Origin of the sequence: Winogradskyella aquimaris (assembly GCF_042676105.1) — a bacterium.
GTDB classification, from domain to species: domain Bacteria; phylum Bacteroidota; class Bacteroidia; order Flavobacteriales; family Flavobacteriaceae; genus Winogradskyella; species Winogradskyella aquimaris.
Genome location: NZ_JBHTJQ010000003.1, coordinates 31,420 through 50,854, shown reverse-complemented (window position 1 = coordinate 50,854; position 19,435 = coordinate 31,420). Strand labels below are relative to the sequence as shown.

The window sequence follows — 19,435 nt, the reverse complement described above, 5'->3', positions numbered from 1 at the left end:
ATGAAATCATTTCGAAGACATCCTGCAACGATCAATGCAGGATCTATGGCAGACATTGCATTCCTATTACTCATTTTCTTTTTGGTAACAACGACCATTTCCGCTGATAAGGGTATTTTGAGACAATTACCTAAGGACTGCCCTACAAAAGATTGTTCAAAACCTATACATGAGCGAAACATTCTTAGGATAAATGCAAACAGACATCAAGAAATTTTGATTGAAGATAAAGTAGTAACGCTTGAAGAAGTAAAAGAATTAGTAAAATCTTTTGTAGACAATAATGGTGCATCGCAATGTGATTATTGTATGGGTAAAAAGCTTTCCGAATCATCAGATCACCCCAGAGAAGCTGTCATCTCTTTGAGTCATGATGCTTTAACAAAGTATCAACTATTTATAGCGATACAGGATGAAATCACAAAAGCATTTTATGAATTAAGAGCAAACTATATTAAACAAACGTTTAATAAAAAACCAGAAGAGATTACCGATGAGGAATTCAAAATAGTAAAAAATGCCTATCCATTTATTGTCTCTGAAGTGTTGGTGAAACGTGATTAACGAAGAGAATCATTAACCGGGATACAATATTCAATAGTCACCTTTTTTTTGCCCCATTTTTTAGCTTTTTTTACATCCCTACCCATGTAGATATCAATGCGTTTTCGCCAGCGTCTATTCATTTTGTCCTTTACTGTAAAGAGACTATCGAAACCTTCAATCTTAACTTTGGTATCATGAACTAAACCTGAATCCAATAAGTCTCTCGAAACAGCTATATATCTAAGACCTGGTTTTAAACTATCCCCAAAAGCCGTGATACTAGGATTTGAATTAGTTTGATAAGCTAACGAATTATAGGCTGTAGCTGTTACTGTATACGATTTTAATGTGCAATCCGTTGATTGCTCATTACAACTGAACATCATTACACAAAATAGAAGTATTAAAATCCTGATTTTCATGAACTAAAGATACAGAATAGTTAAAAAACGTTAAATTACAACTATGTTATACAAAGTACTGTAACATTTCTAAAGTTTGCTCGTCTATTAAGTGTAATCAATTAAAAAACGAAAATTATGAGAACTTTAAACAACAATCAATTAACAAGTACTGCAACAGAAACAAGAAGTTATACTTGGAACAGTAAAAGACGTTACAGATCATAACGACAATCATCAATCATTAAATTAAATCAATTATGAAAGCTTTATCAAAAATTGTCAATACATCTCACAGTTTAGATGATGACTTGGAAAACATTAAATTATGAATTGGACTAATCACCCAAAAACAGAAAAATAAAAACCAACACTGAAAAAGTGTTGGTTTTTTTACTTAGTGGAATCAATACTACCCCTTATGAAATCTTTATCTGTTTTATAGGTTTTTTCTTGGCCTCGTCACGTTTTGGCAATAAAACTCTAAGGATTCCATCTTCGTATTTGGCTTTTATTTTATCAAATTCTACTGTTTCTGGCAACGAAAAGGTTCGTTTGAATGAAGAATAACCAAACTCACGTCTTGTAAAGTTTAAATTGGAGTCTTCGTCTTCTGTATTTAATTCAGCAGAAATTGATAGCATTTGATTATCTAAGTTAATATCAAAATCTGATTTTTTTAATCCTGGAACAGCCATCTCTACAATATACTCCTCATCATGATCTAACACATTTACGGCAGGTAAGGTAATCCCTGTATTAAAGTTTGATATAAATTCGTTACCAAAACTTTTGTTAATGATATCATCCATCCATGATGATAAGCTTGGCAGTGTTTTAAAACCTAAACCAGAATTTGACTCACTACCATTTTTTACAGTTGGAATTAAATTGCTCATAAGATTTAAATTTTAATTAAACATTCATTTTACAATTGATGAGCAAAATAAATGCCAATTCAATACGACTGAAATATTTTCAGAAACACTGACAATATTTCAGTTAACTTATTAAAAAACAGTATTATACGAAGTAATGCCTAATACGCTAATAGTTCTAACAATGCTTCATAAAACTTGCCTTTGGCTAAATATTGCGCTTCGAGTTGTGGCGCAAATGGTATTGGTGTTTCCATACTGGCTACACGCTTTACTGGTGCATCTAAATATTCAAAGCACTCTTCCATTATTAGTGCAGAAATATCACTGGCAATGCCACCAAACATACTATCCTCTTGAAGAATGATTGCTCTACCTGTCTTTTTAACTGAATTAAATATAGCTTCTTTATCTAAAGGTTGAAGCGTTCTCAAGTCTATTAAATCTGCTGAAATATCAGTATTGTTTTCTAAAGTTTCTAAGGCCCAATGCACACCAGCGCCGTAGGTGATTATGGTAACTGCTTCACCTTCTTTTAAGAGTGAGGCTTTGCCAAAAGGTAATGTATAATAATCTACAGGCACTTCCTGTCTTATACTTCTATATAACGCCTTATGTTCAAAAAATAGGACTGGGTTTGGATCATTTATGGCTGTTGCCAACAAGCCTTTAGCGTCATAAGGAAAAGCAGGGTAAACCACTTTTAATCCTGGTGTTTTTGTAAACCACGCTTCGTTGGTTTGCGAATGAAATGGACCTGCTGCTACACCAGCACCACAAGGCATTCTAATCACAACATCTGCATTTTGTTTCCATCGGTAATACGACTTTGCCAAATAATTCACTATAGGATTAAAACCTGATGTTACAAAATCCGAAAATTGCATCTCAACAACAGCTTTCATACCTATAATCGATAATCCCATGCCTGTCTCTACAATTGCAGATTCACAGATTGGTGTATTTCTAACCCTCTCTTTTCCAAATTGCTCTACAAAGCCTTCCGTAATTTTGAAAACACCACCATATTCCGCGATATCTTGTCCCATAATTACCAAGTCCTTGTGCTTTTCCATAGATTGACTTAAACCTTCAGAAATAGCGTCAATTAATCGTACTTCTTTAAGTTCTTTACTTGGGTTAATATCTTTATAATCAAAGGTTTGATATACATCACCTAATTCATTTATTTCATTGGATGTGATATCTGCTTCCGCGTAAGCAGATTCCAATGAAGTATCGATTTCAGATTTAATTTCAGATATATATTGCTCATCCACTTCTGCAGATAATATTTTTTTGCTAAACAAATAGCTTCTAAAATTCTCAATTGGATCCTTGGCCTCCCATTCTTCCATCAAAGCATTAGGTACATATTTTGTACCACTAGCTTCTTCATGGCCACGTCGTCTAAATGTTTTAAACTCTATTAAGATGGGTCTTGGTCGTTTTCTTATACTTTCCGCAAGCTTTTTAACCTTCGAATAGGTTTCGATAATATTATTACCATCCAGTACAAAGGATTCAATGCCATAGCCTTTTCCTCTATCGGCCAAATGTTTACAATGATATTGTTCATTTGTAGGTGTTGAAAGCCCATAACCGTTATTCTCAATACAAAATATAACTGGTAATTGCCAGACAGACGCCACATTCAATGCCTCATGGAAATCACCTTCACTCGTACCACCTTCACCTGTAAAAACCGCAGTAACCTGACCATTGTTTTTTAAAAGATTACCCAAAGCAATTCCATCCGCAACACCGAGTTGAGGACCTAGGTGAGAAATCATACCTACAATATTGTATTCTTGGGTACCAAAATGGAACGAGCGATCCCTGCCCTTTGTAAAACCACTTGCCTTACCTTGCCACTGACAAAATAAACGGTGCAAAGGAATTTCCCTAGTGGTAAAAACACCTAGGTTTCGGTGCATTGGTAATATATACTCACTTGGTTTTAAAGCCATAGTTACACCTACAGCTATAGCCTCTTGACCAATCCCTGAAAACCATTTTGAAATTTTACCTTGACGAAGTAAAATCAACATTTTTTCCTCTATTAGGCGAGGTTTAAGCATGTTGTAATAAAGTTTCAATAAAACCTTATCACTCAAATTGCGTTTGTCGTAATCTATATTGCTTTTGGTTATGGTTGGCATATATTATAATTTCTATTGCTCCAAATGTAAATAAAATGCTTCAATATTACCGAAAACAGAATTCAATTGTAAGTATTTCATATTTATAATTCATGAGTATTTAGTTACTTTTGTATATTGACTAAATTTTCAAATGAAATTACAATGGATAGAATACCTAGTGTAGATTTAAAGGATTTTCTTTCTGATGATCCAAATAGAAAGCAAAAGTTTATAAATGAAATTGGCAAGGCCTATCAAGATATAGGTTTTGTAGCTTTAAAGGGCCATTTTTTAGATGATGATTTGGTAGACCGTCTTTATGGTGAAGTTCGTAACTTTTTTAACTTACCTTTAGAGGTAAAAGAGAGCTATGAAATCCCTGGTATCGGTGGCCAAAGGGGTTATGTGTCTTTTGGGAAGGAAAGCGCTAAGGGTAAAAAGGAAGGAGATTTAAAAGAGTTTTGGCATTTTGGTCAGTATGTAGAGGATGACGAAGAACGCAAAAAAGAATACCCTGAAAATGTTGAAGTCAAGGAATTACCAGATTTTAATACTGTAGGAAAAGAAGCCTATAAAATGCTAGAAAAGACAGCAAAATATGTACTTAGAGCCTTAGCATTACATTTAGGTTTGGAAGAAACCTATTTTGATGAATATATTCATAATGGTAATTCAATTTTAAGACCTATTCATTATCCACCGATTACGGAAGAACCTAAAAACGCTGTAAGAGCGGCTGCTCATGGGGATATTAATCTTATTACCCTTCTAATGGGTGCTCAAGGACGTGGCTTGCAAGTTCAGCGTCATGATGGTGAATGGTTAGATGCTATTGCTGAGCCAGATGAATTAATGATAAATGTTGGAGATATGCTATCTAGACATACCAACAATAAATTAAAGTCTACCATACACCGTGTTGTGAATCCGCCACGTGAACTTTGGGGAACGTCCCGTTACTCCATTCCATTCTTTATGCATCCTATCTCAGAAATGAAATTGGATGTTTTAGATAGTTGTATTGATGATGAACACCCAAAACTATATGATGATATTACTGCTGGTGAATTTTTAAATGAACGTTTAGTTGAACTAGGATTAATTAAGAAATAATGGACCTTAAAGATCAACTAAAAAATTTGTTTCCAGACCATGTTTCTGAAACATCGGAACATGAAGATGGAGAGCAAAGTGGCATTTGGTTACAAGACGATCCTATAATTTGTAAATATGAAAAGCGTAAAGGCAAACCTATTACAATTTTAGAAGGCTATACAGGTGCAACAGAGGATTTTAAAAAACTAGCCAAGGAACTAAAAACAAAACTTAGTGTTGGTGGTAGTTTCAAAGACGATAAAATAATTATACAAGGAGACTTCAGAGATAAGATTATGACTATTCTCAAAGAAAAGGGTTTTAGTGTAAAACGTGTTGGAGGTTGATTTTATGACGCAACAAATCCTTCATATTACTAATGGAAATGCACTCACAGAATATCTGAGAGAACTAGATTTTAAAGATGATATTTTGACCTGGCAAGAAATGCTTTGCGAAGGGCCAACCATTGCAAAGATTGACTCTAAAGAATTCTTTGAAATAAGGGCAAAATTCTTAAAAGAGTTTTACGACATTGTAGTTGATAATAAAGAACTTGAAAAGGAATTGTCAAAGTTGAATGATGCCAATAAGTATGATGAAATTCATCTTTGGTTTGAGTACGATTTATTCTGCCATATCAATCTACTTGGTGTTATCAATCTTTTGCATCAAAAAGAAATTAAAAAGCCGCTTTACCTTGTATGTAGTGGTCGCGTTGAAGGAGAAAAAAATTTAAAAGGTTTAAGCGAACTTACCCAAGCCCAATTATTAGATCATTATCAGAAACGTATTCGATTAACTGACGATGATAAGCAGTTAGCGATTACACTATGGAGGACCTATTGTGGTAAAGATCATAATATTCTTAAGCCATACATTACAAAGCAGTCCAATTTTGCCTACATGAGCAGTTGTTTAAAAGCGCATTTGAAGCGTTTTCCTCATCAAAAAAGTGGGTTAAGTGTATTGGAAGACAATATTCTTAGACTTGTTAGGGATAATGATATAAAATCCAAACATCACCTATTAGGGTATAGCCTTAATTATCAGGGGTATTATGGTTTTGGTGATTCTCAACATCGACGATTAATAGAAAAATTGAGTATCTTTTTCGAAGAAACCGAAAACAGTTTAAAACTGAATAGAAAAGGACATGAGGCCCTGTTACGACAACACAATTTCGCAGCAGAAGTCAATAACAACATGACTTACGGTGGTGTAAATCGCCTTGAATTTCAATTTAGTGTAGACCAAAACAAACTTGTAAAGACCATATTGCATGTCAATTAAAGACTCAGAACTTATTTTAAATCCAGATGGCAGTGTTTATCATTTAAATCTTAAGCCAGAGGATATTTCGGATACTATTATATTTGTGGGAGACCAGGATCGTGTTGAAAAAATAACCAAACACTTCGATAGTATAGAGTTCAGCACTCAAAAACGTGAGTTCAAAACCCAAACAGGTTATTATAAAGATAGAAGAATTACCGTGTTGTCTACTGGTATAGGGCCAGACAATATTGACATTGTTCTTAACGAATTAGACGCTTTAGTTAATATCGATTTAAAAACACGAAAACCTAAAACTAATCTCACTAGCCTTAATATCATAAGGATAGGGACATCAGGATCATTGCAAGCTGATATACCTGTTGATGCTTTTGTAATGAGCACTCATGGTTTAGACCTTAATGGTATGTTACATTTCTATCAGATCGATGGCATTAGTAATCCTGAGATTGAAGATGCCTTTATTGCACATACCAATTGGGACAAAAATAAAGCAAGGCCCATAATTATTAACAATAGCAAATACTTAGAGAAGTATTTTGAAAGCAAAAAAATATTCAAAGGTATGACAGGTACTGCAGGTGGGTTCTACGGGCCACAAGGTCGCGTATTACGTCTCCCTTTGCATGATGCTGGTTTAAATGCCAAATTAGACAACTTTAATTATAAAAATTTCCGGATTACAAATTTTGAAATGGAAACCTCTGTTATTTACGGTCTATCAAAATTACTTGGCCATGAGGCTCTTTCCTTGAATGCCATAATTGCAAATCGAGCTACTGGCGACTTTAGTAAAGACCCAAAGGCAACTGTTGAGAAATTGATTGTCTATGCCTTGGAACGAATTGTTAATATTTAGTCGCACTAAAATACACACTCAGTATAGATGAAAAAAGTAAACATAGGAGGAGTTCCTGAACATTTTAATCTTGCCTGGTATTTAACCCTCAAAAATGGAGAATATAAAGCAGAAGATATTAATCTTCGTTGGCACGATTATTATGGAGGTACTGGTGACATGTGCAAAGCACTTCGTTCAGGAGATATAGATATTGCAGTAATTTTAACAGAAGGTATTGTAAAAGATATCATAGAGGGTAACCCATCGCATATTGTACAAACCTTTGTTGAAACACCCTTGGTTTGGGGAATTCATGTTGCTGATAAATCAAGATTTAAAACAATTAAGGACATTAAAGGCACAAGAGCCGCTATAAGTAGATATGGATCAGGTTCGCATTTAATGGCCTACATCCATGCAAAAAATAATCATTGGGATTTAGATTCAGATCTTAATTTTGAAGTCATTGAAAATCTTAATGGTGCAGTAGAAGGTCTTACAAGTGGCAGTGCAGACTACTTTATGTGGGAAAAATTCACTACGAAACCGTTAGTTGATAACGGTACATTTAGACGTATTGGTGAATGCCCTACTCCATGGCCATGTTTTGTTATTGCTGTCAGAGACGAATTTATAGCACATCATATAGAAGACTTAAAGACAATTTTAAATATTATAAATACAACTACTGCAGAGTTTAAGTCAATACCAAGTATAGACCGAACAATTGCCAATCGTTATGATCAAGATATAAACGATGTTAGTGAATGGTTGTCCATAACAGAATGGTCTCAAGAATTGATTGATGAGGAGACAATAAATATGGTTCAAGAACAGCTCTTTGACCTGGATATTATATCTAAGAAAATAGATTATAATGAAATAGTTTGTAAACTATAACTTTAAAATTTTCGCAAAACTTCAATAGAATTCTCTCAATTTTTACCAACTTGTTGAAAATCGTCATAACATTAGTAAACATCGATAAAAGACGTTAAAAAATTGTTAACGATTTTTCAGTTAAATCTTACACTTTTTGTTCATAACTTTCAGTATTTCAAATTTTTAGTTACATTTGTTTAACCAAATCGAGCTATTAACACAAGAAAAAGATTAATATGATTCTAACAATTACTCTGATTCTGTCTTTTTTAGTTGCCTTAAATTTTGTGCTCTTAATATTTAGTTGCAACAAAACTTCTAGGGAAACTGAAAACAAAAAACCACGTATAATACGTACTAAAAAACCTATACCTACTCTAGCTGCCAATCAATTACCGACTGGTCAACTTGCTGCAACAGGGAGTTAGTTTTACTAAAGTGTTTATTCCCAAACCAATAACCTCTATTCGCACTTAATGGAGATGGATGGCCTGTTTCCAAAACAAAATGTTTAGAGGTGTCAATTAATCGCTTTTTCTTTTTCGCGAAACCACCCCAAAGTAAAAATACTAGATTTTGTCTTTTCTCGCTTACTAGTTTTATCACAGCATCCGTAAATTGTTCCCAGCCTTTGTTTTGATGACTTCCTGCTTGATGTGCTCTAACAGTTAATGTAGCATTTAATAATAGTACACCTTGATCTGCCCATGGTATTAAATTTCCACTTTTTGGATAGGGTATCCCTAAATCGGCTTCTATTTCTTTAAAGATATTAATTAACGACGGTGGATGCAGGATGCCATCATTGACTGAAAAACAGAGTCCATTGGCCTGTCCATTGCCATGGTATGGATCTTGACCAATGATTACCACTTTGACATCCTCAAAGGAACAATGATTAAAAGCATTAAATATTTCAGAACCTTTTGGAAAACATTTTTGATTTTTATATTCAGTTTTCACAAAATCCGTCAAACTTTTAAAATATGATTTATCGAATTCTGTTTGCAAATGTGTTTTCCAACTAGGATGTATACTAACATTCATAAGTTTCATTTTATTCAAAAATAAGAATTACCATAACACATTGATGTTAGGCATATCACAACATTTACCCTAAATTTGCAATTCTAAAATAATAAGAACACGTGATACATATTCATGATAAAACCCTAAAAGACCTTGAATTCTTTACGGTTTTAGAACAAATTTCCGAACAAACCATTACAGCTTTAGGCAAAGAGGCTGTTCTTGCTGTACGACCTCTTGAGGTTGAAACACAGCTTATTCGTGAATTGGACTATGTCAATGAATATGTGTCTTCTTTTGATAATGATAATCGTATTCCAAATCACGGATTTGAATCCATTTCAAAAGAGATAAAGCTTCTTTCAATAGAAAACACCTATTTGGAAGTTTCTGGTTTACAAAAATTGGTGGGCATATCCCAAACTTCTAATGCTCTGGTAAAGTTTTTTGAGAAATTTAAAGACTATTACCCAAAGTTACACCAATATAGTCAGCACATAGAAATCACAACCGCTATTGTAGAACAGGTAGATGTTGTGGTAGATCGTTTTGGTGATATTAAAGACGATGCTTCTGGGCAACTTTCAAGATTGCGTCAGGAAATTAGCAAGCTAAAAGGAAAGATTAATAGTAGTTTTTCCTCAGCCTTAACTAGATATCATGGCTTAGATTATTTAGATGATATCCGTGAATCCGTTGTTGACAATAGACGTGTGCTTGCTGTAAAGGCGATGTACAGACGTAAAGTTAAAGGCGCCATTATGGGCGGCAGTAAAACAGGCAGTATTGTTTATATAGAGCCAGAAACCACCTTGCAACATAGCAGGGAACTCAACAATCTACAATACGAAGAGAAAGAGGAAATCATTAGAATTCTTAAAGAGTTAACCGATTATATTAGACTTTTTCTACCGCTTTTACATGATTATCAATCCTTGTTGACCAAAATAGATGTTATTGCCGCAAAAGCAAAATATGCCAGAAGCATGAATGCACTTTTGCCGGAAATAAGTAACGAGCGCAGAATGATTCTTAAGGATGCCTATCACCCATTACTTTATTTAACAAATAAAGAGAAAGGTGAAAAGACATTTCCTCAGACCGTTGAACTGAATAACGACAATCGAATCATTGTTATTTCGGGTCCAAACGCTGGCGGTAAAAGCATCACTCTAAAAACAGTTGGGCTATTGCAGGTCATGCTTCAAAGTGGCATGCTTATTCCTGTTCATGAGAAAAGTATAGCTTGTTTTTTTGATCGTGTTTTGAGCGATATTGGGGATAATCAATCTATCGAAAATCATCTAAGCACATATAGCTACCGATTAAAACAAATGAATTACTTCTTAAAGAAAGTAAACAAAAAAACGCTTTTCTTAATAGATGAGTTTGGTACGGGAAGTGATCCTGAACTGGGTGGCGCTTTAGCTGAAACATTTTTAGAAGTATTTTATGAGCGTAATGCCTTTGGAATAATTACAACACACTATTCAAACTTAAAATTATTGGCAAACGAGCTGCCGCACATGCAAAATGCCAATATGCTTTTTAATGAAAAGAGCTTAGAACCCATGTACAAATTGGTAACAGGTCAAGCTGGTAGCTCTTTTACGTTTGAAGTAGCACAGAAAAATGGGATTCCCTACAGTTTAATAAACAAATCGAAAAAAAAGATTGAACGTGGTAAAGTAAGGTTTGATGCTACTATTGCAAAGTTGCAGAAAGAACGTAGCAAACTAGAACGTACTGAGCGTTTACTAAAGGAGAACGAAAAAAAGAAACTTTCTGAGGCTGAAAAATTAGAAGAGACGAACGAAAAGATTCAAAAGAAATTAGAAAGCTTTCAAGAGTTATATGACAGTAATCAACGCCTCATCTATCTCGGACAAAAGGTAAATGATCTTGCAGAAAAGTTTTTCGAAAACAGAAGAAAACGTGAACTAATGTCAGAGCTCTTCCGTTTGGTACAAATTGAAAATGCAAAACGAAAGAAAATGTCTGCAAAACAAAAACGTGCTGAAAAAGCTAAAGAAAAGCAGATTAAACAAGAAGCCGAAAAGAAAGTAGACGTCATTCGGAAAAAGAAAAAAGCTGCTAAGAAGAAAGAAGTTGTTATTGAAAAACCAAAGCCTGTATTAAAAGTTGGTGATCGTGTTCGAATGCACGATGGTAAGGCAGTAGGTAATATTGATGATATAGAAAAAGGTAAAGCAACTGTAAACTATGGTATGTTCACCACTAATGTAAGTTTGGATTTGCTAGAACTAGTGCAATCAAAGAAATAATAGACCTAATAGCTTGTTAATGACCTTAGTAAAAATGTATCTAAACCCTATCTTTGTAATATGTTAAATGATATACCAAAAGATAAGGAACTTATTTTATTTGATGGAGTTTGCAATCTATGCAACAGTAGTGTATTGTTTGTGATAAAGCGCGATAAAAAGAATAAGTTCTTATTTGCTCCTCTTCAAGGTGATGTGGGTAAAACTATTACAGAGCATTTTGAAATAGATACTGAACTAGTGGATTCTATTATTTTATATAGTCCAACAAAGGAAAAAATTTATTATAAATCTACGGCTGCACTAGAAGTAGCCAAGCAACTCAATTTTCCAACCAAACTAATGGCTTTGTTTTTAATTATCCCTGCTTTTATAAGAAATTGGGTTTATGATTATGTAGCAAAAAACCGTTATCAATGGTATGGTAAAAAAGAGGCCTGTATGATACCCACACCGGAATTAAAAGCTAAGTTTTTGATGTAAAAAAGCCTTTTAGCACGTTAACTAAAAGGCTTTCTTAAATTAACAACTTACTTAAAACTAATTTAACTTCAAACAAAATTCAATTCGGTTTGAGGGAAAACGTCGAATTGGTTATAGCACATATTTTGTTTAGTCAAAAATAAAATAATCTATTCTGCCTTGTTAAAAAAAATCGATATAACCCCAGATTAATTGTTTTAAAGGTTAAAAGTGCAAATATGTTCTGTAAGTTGTGTACAAACTCATCATAAAATACCATTCACGCATTCAGAATACGGTTCTACTCAATTATAATTTCCCGTACAAACAAATTGAAGTACTTTTAACAAAAGCTTTTGAGTTAATGGTTTTTAAGCTTAGTAATTACAAACCTCAAAGTAGAATACTCTTTGGTTTAACCCTAACTTCAGTTAGTTGGGAATGAGTTAAATCCCTTAAAAGAAGCATGTCTAACTTCTTTAAGGTGCCTTTTATAGGATAGAATACGTATTTAGCTTTGAGGTTTTATTAAGATTATTTTTATAATTCAAAATTATTTCAAACTCTTTAAAATAAAATCTAAATTAGGATTGGTGTTATTATTTACCTCGTAAGCATCAGTAAGATATCTAGGTTTTAAGGCCAATCTTAAGTCAATTAATTTTTTAATCGTTGGAATATACTCTAGACTAACTTTACCAGTCAATAAAACTCCTAAATCATTTCCAGCATTAGCATACTTGTATATGTTTCTAATCCCTTTAAGGTATAAATGATCTTTAGTAAATCCGCCACCACGATGTACCCGCAGTGTAATTGCAAAAGCTTTATCTCTATTTAATTTATGCTGATTGTGTAACAAATGAAACGTATCTGAGAAATTATAACCTTTATTAAGACTATCTACAGCAACAACCCTAAAAGCCAATTCTTTTAGGCGCTCAATCGTTAAACATCCACTCATAAATTCTGAATACACTGCCAAACCTTCTTGAGTTTCGACGTTATTAGGTAAACCATTTGAGAAAATCTTTAAAGGCTGTTCTAATGCGTTGAATGTGGTGACCATATGGACACCAATTTCATGATTTGTTAAAACTTTAAGCTGATTTAAGCTGTATTTATGGCTTTTTCTAAGTACCAAGGTCTGCGTGTTATTCAATACCATTGCCGCAGCTGAAAGATTGTTTGAAATCTTTATGTTGTACCTAAAATCATAGCGTTTGGAAAACTCGTCAAAATAATCCCTTGCCTCACCAGCATTGTATAACGGCAGCATCTCTTCATCAAAATCAGAGTTATCAAAACGTAGAATAAATTTAGCATTTTCTATATCCTTTTCCGTAGGTGTCCCAAAACTTTTAAGACTATTAAAATAAAACTTACGACCTTGACCAATAGTTTCAATGCACTCAATTAATCCCGAATACTCATAAATGATATCTTCATAAAGCTGTCTAATATCCTCATCCTCTATGCGCTCTAAGCGCTGAGAAAAAAACAAACGATGTAATTTATACCCATTAAATCGCATTTTGGGATAGTTAAAGTCTGGCTCGTAGTTGTATTTTGCCGAAAAGAATTTTTTCTTTTCAGCTGCGATATTGTGAGGGTTTATATAATTAAGTAATTCAATATTCTTTACCAGTCGATTAAGATTGGCATCAATATCAAATAAATCCTGAAATTCTTCTGTCGTCTTAATTTGGGACATTAGGCCTTAAACTTTCTGTAAAATTCTTCTGCATGCTTTGGTATAAGTATCTTCAATTGCTGTTCAACTGATGCAACAACTTCAGGATAAATAATCTGCTTATACTCATCACAATACACCTTTGCTATTTCGGTTGCTAAAACTAATGTATTTTCAAAATTATTAGTAATGTATTTTAAAAAATATCCATTACCCTGAAAGGTGTCATTAATTTTAGCTGTTTGTTTAATATCATTAGGTAATTTGATGCTCTCCAACATTTGTCTCCAAGACTCTACTGACTCACCAAAACGCTCATTATCTATATTTGAGGTTCCCAAGTTCCATGTAGGTACTTCCCTATCCCATCGTTGCCAATTATAACTATGTATATCGTAGACAATACAAATACCAAATCTTTTTTCTAATTTGGATATTAAGGCATGGACTACCTTATAGAAATTGGTATGCTTTTGCAAGCTTTTCGTTTTTTCAAAATCCGGTAATGGCCTTTTCCATAATTGTTTTCCCCATGCTGTATCAAATACAGCATTATCAGGATCTCGATTAAGATCATACTCAAAACGAGAATCAAGTCCAGATATAACAATTGGGTGTGAATTGACCATATTTTTGGTTTCTGGATCTTCCTCGTACCATCGGTCATATTCGGAATGAAGACAATTATCCCATAACTCTTTTCTAAATTGGTGTCCGTCATGTACAGCACCACAAAGATAAGGGACGTATTCATCAATCTTTAAAGTAAGTGAATACTCTTCTGAAACTGCGTGAAAAGTTTCTTCAGCCAAAATTTTAGCTATAATAGTATCAATTGAAAGTCTTTCCATTACAAGGTTTTAAACAGTCGCTCAAGGGATTTAAGCATAATGCGTTCGTTAATGTTAAAGTCACCATCGGAAAAGAATAAGGTTTTTATGTCACTGAGTAAAATTTCGATGTCGTCCTTTTCGTAATTATGCTGGCGCAGACTTGTCATGATTTTTTGAATACCCTGGTAATCATTGTCTTTATCAAACTCATCATGGATTTCCTGAAATGTGTCCATATCTACTTTAGAGATAATCACATTGCGCTCATGATTATCTTCCTTAAAATCTGAATTTGCTGCAAACAATAATATGTATGCTACAAGTTCATCTCTGGTCCAATCGATTGTTTTCATATTTCAATTTTAATTTATCCGCTCAAACTTTCGTGTGAATTCTCCTAGAGCAGATAATCTATAGCGATAAAATTTAGTGCTTAAAGTGTCCGTTACAACGGTAAACTCTATCTCGGCATCTTCACTTTGATTCCACCCAACACCTGCAACTGCAAAATGGCTATTTCTAGAATCTTTTTTACCTATGAGGTAAGGAAATTTAAATTTTTGAAAAAAACGAATAGAATCTTGTGAGGCTTTAATATTTTGCATGTAAATCTCCTGACCTACATTGTACATGGATATGTAAAACTTTCCTGATTCATTAATGTCCATATCTGAAAACCTTATTATTGGTTCATTGGAATTATTTATGCTAGAAAGCCTGAGTTTTTCCTCAGAATCTAAAAGTTGCAAACCACAAAATTTAAAACCTATGAAAGGTAAATAGGAATCGCAAATACCGTACTTTAAATCGTCAAAGGACAAGGTGATTTCTTTTAAATTATCTTTTTCTCTATCATAGTAGTTATCTATATCCTTAAGTTTTGTACCATTCATAAACAGAAAGGGCTTAATTGAAACAGAATCTTTAGTAATTCTTACAACTCTAGCATAATTATAGGTTTTATTGACATTAAAACCCTCTACGTTTTCAAATTTGATGTAATCGTTTTTATCTAAATCTTTTAATTCTGAATATACTTGTAAATTATGATTAGAAAGTCTATTAGCCTCCCATTTGTATGCCCTGTAATGTTCTTTAAAGGATTCTGTTTGGGACAATACTAAACACAAAATTATGAGAATAACAGTTACGATTAAAAACCGATATACTTTTGGTATGGTTAGTTTCACAACATAAAATGATTAAGCTTCTTCGACTGTTTTACGAAGTCTTGTACGTCTATCGAAGGCTTGTAATTTATCCAACACCTTACTTTCCAAAAAGTCAATTACCTTCTCCTCTACCTTTATCTTGTTTTTGTAGACCTTATTAATATAAGTTATACCACCAGGAGACATTACGTTAACTTCAACTAATTTTCCACCTATAACATCAATACCAACAAAATACAACCCATCCTTTACCAATTTAGGACCTATTTGTTTGCACAACGCCTTTTCCGCTTTGGTTAATGTGTGTTTTTGCACACTACCACCAGCAGAGACATTAGAGCGATGATCATCTGAACCTGGAACACGTTTCATCGCGCCAACAGGTTCACCATTCAACATTAATATTCTAACATCACCTTGATCTGCACCTTCAATGTAATCTTGTAAAATAACGTAGTTAGAAGTTCCATCTGAATTTGTAATATAAAAGTCTAACAATGAGTTAATGTTGCTCATTGCTGATTTTTCAATCAAGATAACACCAGAACCACCAAAACCGTTAAGTGGTTTTATGATCATTTTATCTGACTTGGATTCTTTAATTTGCTTTACCAGATACTTTTTGTTTTTTGAAACATGTGTGTTTGGTATAATATTACTATGTGCATCTCCAAAAGCAGCTGTATAAAGTTTGTTATTGGCCTCTCTCATGCCTTCAAGCGAGTTGATAATAAAAACGTCATCCTTTACAGAATCTAAAAAATTGAGCATTAGAGGGTCTAAAGGAGGATTGGCCCTAAAAAAGATAGCATCAAAACCTGCTAAGGGTAACATTTCATCTCTTAATTTCGCTTTGTTATAAAACGATTTCAAGGTACTAGGTACTTTATCCATACGACCCACCACTTTACAAAAAGCATTAGTAACACTGTTTCTTATGGTGAGATTAGCAGGTGTGCACATCGCTACACCATGACCTCTTTTAGCACATTCTTTAATTAAAGCAAGGCTTGTATCGTTTTCAGGATCTATGTTTTCCCAAGGATACATCAAAAAGCAAATATTCATCCTTTATTATTTTAGCAGTTTATCCTTTGATATAATGAAGATATAAAAATTATGAGTCTAAATCAAAAGTTTCTGTTGGGTTCTCATGTTCGGTGTAATCTAACATATTTTCACCATCAGCTATTATTGAGCAAACCGTTGCATCACCAGTAACATTAACTACTGTTCTGAACATATCTAAAATACGATCTACTGGAAAAACAATGGCGATCCAAGCCGGATTAAGTCCCACTGAACTTAAGACTATAATCAACATTACTAAACCGGCACTTGGAACAGCAGCAGATCCTATAGATGCCAATGTAGCTGTTAACACAACTGTAATTTGCTGGCCTAAGGTTAAGTCTATCATATGCATCTGCGCCAAAAAGATAACTGCTACCGCTTGATACAAGCTTGTCCCATCCATATTTACCGTAGCACCTATTGGTAAAACAAAACTACTTATCTTTTTATTCACGCCTAAGTTCTGTTCAACACATTCCATCGTTACTGGTAATGTTGCTGCGCTACTAGATGTGGAAAAGGCTAAAGTTTGTGCAGGACTCATAGATTTGAAAAAACCAGTATAGGGTATTTTCTTAACAAATGACTTTAAAATCAATGGGTAAATCACAAATATCATTAACAGTAAACCAACAAGAACTGTTAATGAATACCAACTTAATCCTTTGAATATCTCAACGACTTTGCCAATATCATCACCGGCCATCTTACTCACTACACCTGCTAATAAAGCAAAGACGAAAAATGGTGCAGCCTGCATCACAACATCTACCATTTTAAGAAAGACTTCATTGATACCATCTACGAGGTTTAAAACAGGTAAGGATTTTTCGGTTGGAATAAACAACAGACAAATCCCAAAAAATATGGCAAAAAATATAATCTGTAACATTAGACCATTATTCGATAACGAATAAAAGAAATTACTAGGTACTATATCTACAAGTGGCTGAAGTGGTGTGCTTTGCTTTTGCCTATTTACGGTTTCCATCTTATCAGCAACCGCCGCATCTTGTAATTCACTTTTTGATAATTCTGAAATTTCCTGAGCTCTTATAAAAAATTTAGGATCTTGGAGATAGTTAATACCATCTTTTATTTCGTAACCCTCTGCATCTGCCCATATTTCATAACTGATTCTATTATCAATTCTGCTTTGTTCATCAATTAGTTTACCTGGTTTTACCACATTAACAAGCAACAAACCAAGTGAAATTGCCAAAACCGTTGTAACAAGATAAATTCCTAGGGTTTTTCCTCCCATTCTACCTAAGCTCGATGGATCACCAATATTTGCAACACCACTAATTATAGAAAATAACACCAAAGGAACGGCTATTAGCTTTAGTAGATTGATAAAGATAGTCCCAAAAGGATCTATCCAATCTATTGTGAATTGGCTCCATCCCAAAGAGCTTGATAATAGAGCCCAAATGATACCGAGAACCATTCCAATAATTATTTTCCAATGTAGTGCGAGTTTTTTCATAGGCTCATTTGTCTTTAAATATCTTCCTAAAGAAGTGTAATTAATTCGTTATCTGTTTTATTTATTAAAAATGCTTTATGAAATGATATCTACCAATCTTTAGACTCTTGTCTCCGCAAAAGTGTATAATCTGCTAAAACCAATGCAGCCATAGCTTCAACGATAGGTACGGCTCTTGGTACTACACAAGGATCATGCCTTCCCTTACCTTGCATTTCTACAGTTTCACCCTTACTATTGATGGTGTCTTGCTTTTGAAGTGTGGTAGCTACAGGTTTAAAAGCGACTCTGAAATAAATATCCATACCATTACTTATACCACCTTGTACTCCTCCTGACAAATTGGTTTGAGTAGTACCGTCTTCATTGAATTTATCGTTATGTTCACTGCCTTTCATTTTAGCACCAGAAAAACCACTTCCGTATTCAAAACCTTTAACCGCATTTATGGATAACATGGCCTTACCTAATTCGGCATGAAGCTTATCAAAAACAGGTTCACCTAATCCGGCAGGTACATTTTGTAACACACAAGTTATGGTGCCACCAACGGTATCTCCTTGTTTTTTTACTGCATTAACTTTGGCAATCATTCTTTCCGCTATATCTTCATCAGGACAACGGATAACGTTGCTTTCAATCTTGTTGAAATCCAAATCGTAATAAGGTTTATCGACAAAAATATCGCCAACCGAAGAAGTATATGCATGAATTTTTACGGATTCAAGTAGTTGTTTCGCAATAGCTCCGGCTACTACCCTACAGGCTGTTTCGCGTGCTGAGCTTCGACCCCCTCCTCTGTAATCCCTTACACCATATTTTTTGTCATAAGTATAATCTGCATGACTTGGACGGTATACATCTTTAATATGCGAATAATCCTTAGATTTTTGGTTGGTGTTTTTTATAACGAAACCTATTGGTGTTCCAGTGGTTTGGCCTTCAAATATGCCTGAAAGAAACTCAACTGTATCTGGCTCTTTTCGCTGCGTAACAATTTTAGACTGTCCCGGTTTACGACGGTCCAATTCATGTTGAATGGAACTAAAATCTAATTTTAAGCCTGAAGGACAGCCATCAATAATACCACCAATTGCGGCTCCATGGGACTCCCCGAATGTGGTTAATTTAAATAGTTTTCCGAAAGAATTTCCTGCCATTAAGTCCTTTTTTACGCTAATGTAAATGTATTATTACAGAAACCAAAATACACCCTTTTGTTTTATGATTATATCTATTGAAATACTTATGGGAATAAGAGTAGAATATCTAGTAACATTATGATAACATTCTCATTATAAATAATTAATTCTTA

General features: G+C 33.9%; 19 protein-coding genes. 8 read left to right on the top strand and 11 right to left on the bottom strand.

What is annotated here, in order from left to right:
- On the top strand, positions 1-564 hold the full coding sequence (locus tag ACFQ1K_RS03100) for an ExbD/TolR family protein (protein ID WP_320554944.1): 564 nt from the start codon (positions 1-3) through the stop codon (positions 562-564).
- On the opposite strand, the gene ACFQ1K_RS03095 is transcribed toward ACFQ1K_RS03100, so the two are convergent.
- From ACFQ1K_RS03095 to ACFQ1K_RS03085, 3 genes are all read right to left on the bottom strand, one after another.
- On the bottom strand, positions 561-932 hold the full coding sequence (locus ACFQ1K_RS03095; protein ID WP_386133880.1) for a 3D domain-containing protein: 372 nt from the start codon (positions 930-932) through the stop codon (positions 561-563). The genes ACFQ1K_RS03100 and ACFQ1K_RS03095 overlap by 4 nt on opposite strands.
- Positions 933-1,366: 434 nt before the next feature.
- Entirely contained in the window at positions 1,367-1,846 is a 480-nt protein-coding gene (locus tag ACFQ1K_RS03090) for an Hsp20/alpha crystallin family protein (protein WP_320554942.1), read from the bottom strand.
- Positions 1,847-1,986: 140 nt separating this feature from the next.
- Positions 1,987-3,987, bottom strand: coding sequence for an alpha-ketoacid dehydrogenase subunit alpha/beta (locus ACFQ1K_RS03085; RefSeq protein ID WP_320554941.1), 2,001 nt, complete (start codon positions 3,985-3,987; stop codon positions 1,987-1,989).
- A gap of 144 nt (positions 3,988-4,131) precedes the next feature.
- Between ACFQ1K_RS03085 and ACFQ1K_RS03080 the strand changes: the two genes are divergently transcribed.
- The 5 genes from ACFQ1K_RS03080 to ACFQ1K_RS03060 are packed head-to-tail and all read left to right on the top strand — an operon-like array spanning position 4,132 to position 8,101.
- Entirely contained in the window at positions 4,132-5,082 is a 951-nt protein-coding gene (locus ACFQ1K_RS03080) for an isopenicillin N synthase family dioxygenase (protein WP_320554940.1), read from the top strand.
- The gene (locus ACFQ1K_RS03075; RefSeq protein WP_320554939.1) at positions 5,082-5,411 is read left to right on the top strand and encodes a translation initiation factor; all 330 of its coding nucleotides are present in this window, start codon (positions 5,082-5,084) and stop codon (positions 5,409-5,411) included. The genes ACFQ1K_RS03080 and ACFQ1K_RS03075 overlap by 1 nt, the downstream gene beginning before the upstream one ends.
- Before the next feature lie 4 nt (positions 5,412-5,415).
- On the top strand, positions 5,416-6,357 hold the full coding sequence (locus ACFQ1K_RS03070; protein WP_320554938.1) for a DUF1835 domain-containing protein: 942 nt from the start codon (positions 5,416-5,418) through the stop codon (positions 6,355-6,357).
- Positions 6,347-7,219 (top strand): nucleoside phosphorylase, encoded by an 873-nt coding sequence (locus ACFQ1K_RS03065; protein ID WP_320554937.1) that lies wholly within the window; start codon positions 6,347-6,349, stop codon positions 7,217-7,219. Before ACFQ1K_RS03070 ends, ACFQ1K_RS03065 begins: the two co-directional genes overlap by 11 nt.
- Positions 7,220-7,246: 27 nt before the next feature.
- Positions 7,247-8,101, top strand: coding sequence for a substrate-binding domain-containing protein (locus tag ACFQ1K_RS03060; protein WP_320554936.1), 855 nt, complete (start codon positions 7,247-7,249; stop codon positions 8,099-8,101).
- Positions 8,102-8,455: 354 nt separating this feature from the next.
- Here ACFQ1K_RS03060 and ACFQ1K_RS03055 read toward each other — a convergent pair whose 3' ends face one another.
- Positions 8,456-9,130 carry a uracil-DNA glycosylase gene (locus ACFQ1K_RS03055; RefSeq protein ID WP_320554935.1) on the bottom strand — a complete coding sequence of 225 codons (675 nt, stop codon included), beginning with the start codon at positions 9,128-9,130 and terminating at the stop codon, positions 8,456-8,458.
- Positions 9,131-9,231: 101 nt separating this feature from the next.
- Here ACFQ1K_RS03055 and ACFQ1K_RS03050 point away from each other — a divergent pair, with 101 nt between their 5' ends.
- Together ACFQ1K_RS03050 and ACFQ1K_RS03045 are read left to right on the top strand one after the other, a co-directional pair.
- Positions 9,232-11,397, top strand: a complete 2,166-nt coding sequence (locus ACFQ1K_RS03050) for an endonuclease MutS2 (protein ID WP_320554934.1) — start codon at positions 9,232-9,234, stop codon at positions 11,395-11,397.
- A gap of 60 nt (positions 11,398-11,457) precedes the next feature.
- Positions 11,458-11,880 (top strand): thiol-disulfide oxidoreductase DCC family protein, encoded by a 423-nt coding sequence (locus ACFQ1K_RS03045; RefSeq protein WP_320554933.1) that lies wholly within the window; start codon positions 11,458-11,460, stop codon positions 11,878-11,880.
- A 532-nt stretch (positions 11,881-12,412) separates the two neighbouring features.
- On the opposite strand, the gene ACFQ1K_RS03040 is transcribed toward ACFQ1K_RS03045, so the two are convergent.
- From ACFQ1K_RS03040 to aroC, 7 genes are all read right to left on the bottom strand, one after another.
- Entirely contained in the window at positions 12,413-13,573 is a 1,161-nt protein-coding gene (locus ACFQ1K_RS03040; protein WP_320554932.1) for a flavohemoglobin expression-modulating QEGLA motif protein, read from the bottom strand.
- Positions 13,573-14,403 carry an N-formylglutamate amidohydrolase gene (locus ACFQ1K_RS03035; protein ID WP_320554931.1) on the bottom strand — a complete coding sequence of 277 codons (831 nt, stop codon included), beginning with the start codon at positions 14,401-14,403 and terminating at the stop codon, positions 13,573-13,575. The genes ACFQ1K_RS03040 and ACFQ1K_RS03035 overlap by 1 nt, the downstream gene beginning before the upstream one ends.
- The gene (locus ACFQ1K_RS03030; protein WP_320554930.1) at positions 14,403-14,738 is read right to left on the bottom strand and encodes a hypothetical protein; all 336 of its coding nucleotides are present in this window, start codon (positions 14,736-14,738) and stop codon (positions 14,403-14,405) included. Before ACFQ1K_RS03030 ends, ACFQ1K_RS03035 begins: the two co-directional genes overlap by 1 nt.
- Before the next feature lie 9 nt (positions 14,739-14,747).
- On the bottom strand, positions 14,748-15,575 hold the full coding sequence (locus tag ACFQ1K_RS03025; RefSeq protein WP_320554929.1) for a hypothetical protein: 828 nt from the start codon (positions 15,573-15,575) through the stop codon (positions 14,748-14,750).
- A gap of 12 nt (positions 15,576-15,587) precedes the next feature.
- A complete protein-coding gene (gene gshB, locus ACFQ1K_RS03020; RefSeq protein WP_320554928.1) occupies positions 15,588-16,625 on the bottom strand; it encodes a glutathione synthase in 1,038 nt (345 codons plus the stop codon).
- 49 nt (positions 16,626-16,674) lie between these two features.
- Entirely contained in the window at positions 16,675-18,120 is a 1,446-nt protein-coding gene (locus ACFQ1K_RS03015) for a dicarboxylate/amino acid:cation symporter (protein WP_320554927.1), read from the bottom strand.
- Positions 18,121-18,209: 89 nt separating this feature from the next.
- Positions 18,210-19,280, bottom strand: coding sequence for a chorismate synthase (aroC, locus tag ACFQ1K_RS03010; RefSeq protein ID WP_320554926.1), 1,071 nt, complete (start codon positions 19,278-19,280; stop codon positions 18,210-18,212).
- Positions 19,281-19,435 lie beyond the last annotated feature (155 nt).

Bases quoted from the DNA above. Each gene is read 5' to 3' on its own strand.
- ACFQ1K_RS03095 (WP_386133880.1), bottom strand. From the start codon at position 932: ATGATGTTCAGTTGTAATGAGCAATCAACGGATTGCACATTAAAATCG.
- ACFQ1K_RS03015 (WP_320554927.1), bottom strand. From the start codon at position 18,120: ATGAAAAAACTCGCACTACATTGGAAAATAATTATTGGAATGGTTCTC.
- ACFQ1K_RS03080 (WP_320554940.1), top strand. From the start codon at position 4,132: ATGGATAGAATACCTAGTGTAGATTTAAAGGATTTTCTTTCTGATGAT.
- ACFQ1K_RS03045 (WP_320554933.1), top strand. From the start codon at position 11,458: ATGTTAAATGATATACCAAAAGATAAGGAACTTATTTTATTTGATGGA.
- aroC (WP_320554926.1), bottom strand. From the start codon at position 19,280: ATGGCAGGAAATTCTTTCGGAAAACTATTTAAATTAACCACATTCGGG.
- ACFQ1K_RS03070 (WP_320554938.1), top strand. From the start codon at position 5,416: ATGACGCAACAAATCCTTCATATTACTAATGGAAATGCACTCACAGAA.
- ACFQ1K_RS03035 (WP_320554931.1), bottom strand. From the start codon at position 14,403: ATGGAAAGACTTTCAATTGATACTATTATAGCTAAAATTTTGGCTGAA.
- ACFQ1K_RS03060 (WP_320554936.1), top strand. From the start codon at position 7,247: ATGAAAAAAGTAAACATAGGAGGAGTTCCTGAACATTTTAATCTTGCC.
- ACFQ1K_RS03100 (WP_320554944.1), top strand. From the start codon at position 1: ATGAAATCATTTCGAAGACATCCTGCAACGATCAATGCAGGATCTATG.
- ACFQ1K_RS03030 (WP_320554930.1), bottom strand. From the start codon at position 14,738: ATGAAAACAATCGATTGGACCAGAGATGAACTTGTAGCATACATATTA.
- ACFQ1K_RS03040 (WP_320554932.1), bottom strand. From the start codon at position 13,573: ATGTCCCAAATTAAGACGACAGAAGAATTTCAGGATTTATTTGATATT.
- ACFQ1K_RS03085 (WP_320554941.1), bottom strand. From the start codon at position 3,987: ATGCCAACCATAACCAAAAGCAATATAGATTACGACAAACGCAATTTG.
- ACFQ1K_RS03090 (WP_320554942.1), bottom strand. From the start codon at position 1,846: ATGAGCAATTTAATTCCAACTGTAAAAAATGGTAGTGAGTCAAATTCT.
- ACFQ1K_RS03065 (WP_320554937.1), top strand. From the start codon at position 6,347: ATGTCAATTAAAGACTCAGAACTTATTTTAAATCCAGATGGCAGTGTT.
- ACFQ1K_RS03055 (WP_320554935.1), bottom strand. From the start codon at position 9,130: ATGAATGTTAGTATACATCCTAGTTGGAAAACACATTTGCAAACAGAA.
- gshB (WP_320554928.1), bottom strand. From the start codon at position 16,625: ATGAATATTTGCTTTTTGATGTATCCTTGGGAAAACATAGATCCTGAA.
- ACFQ1K_RS03075 (WP_320554939.1), top strand. From the start codon at position 5,082: ATGGACCTTAAAGATCAACTAAAAAATTTGTTTCCAGACCATGTTTCT.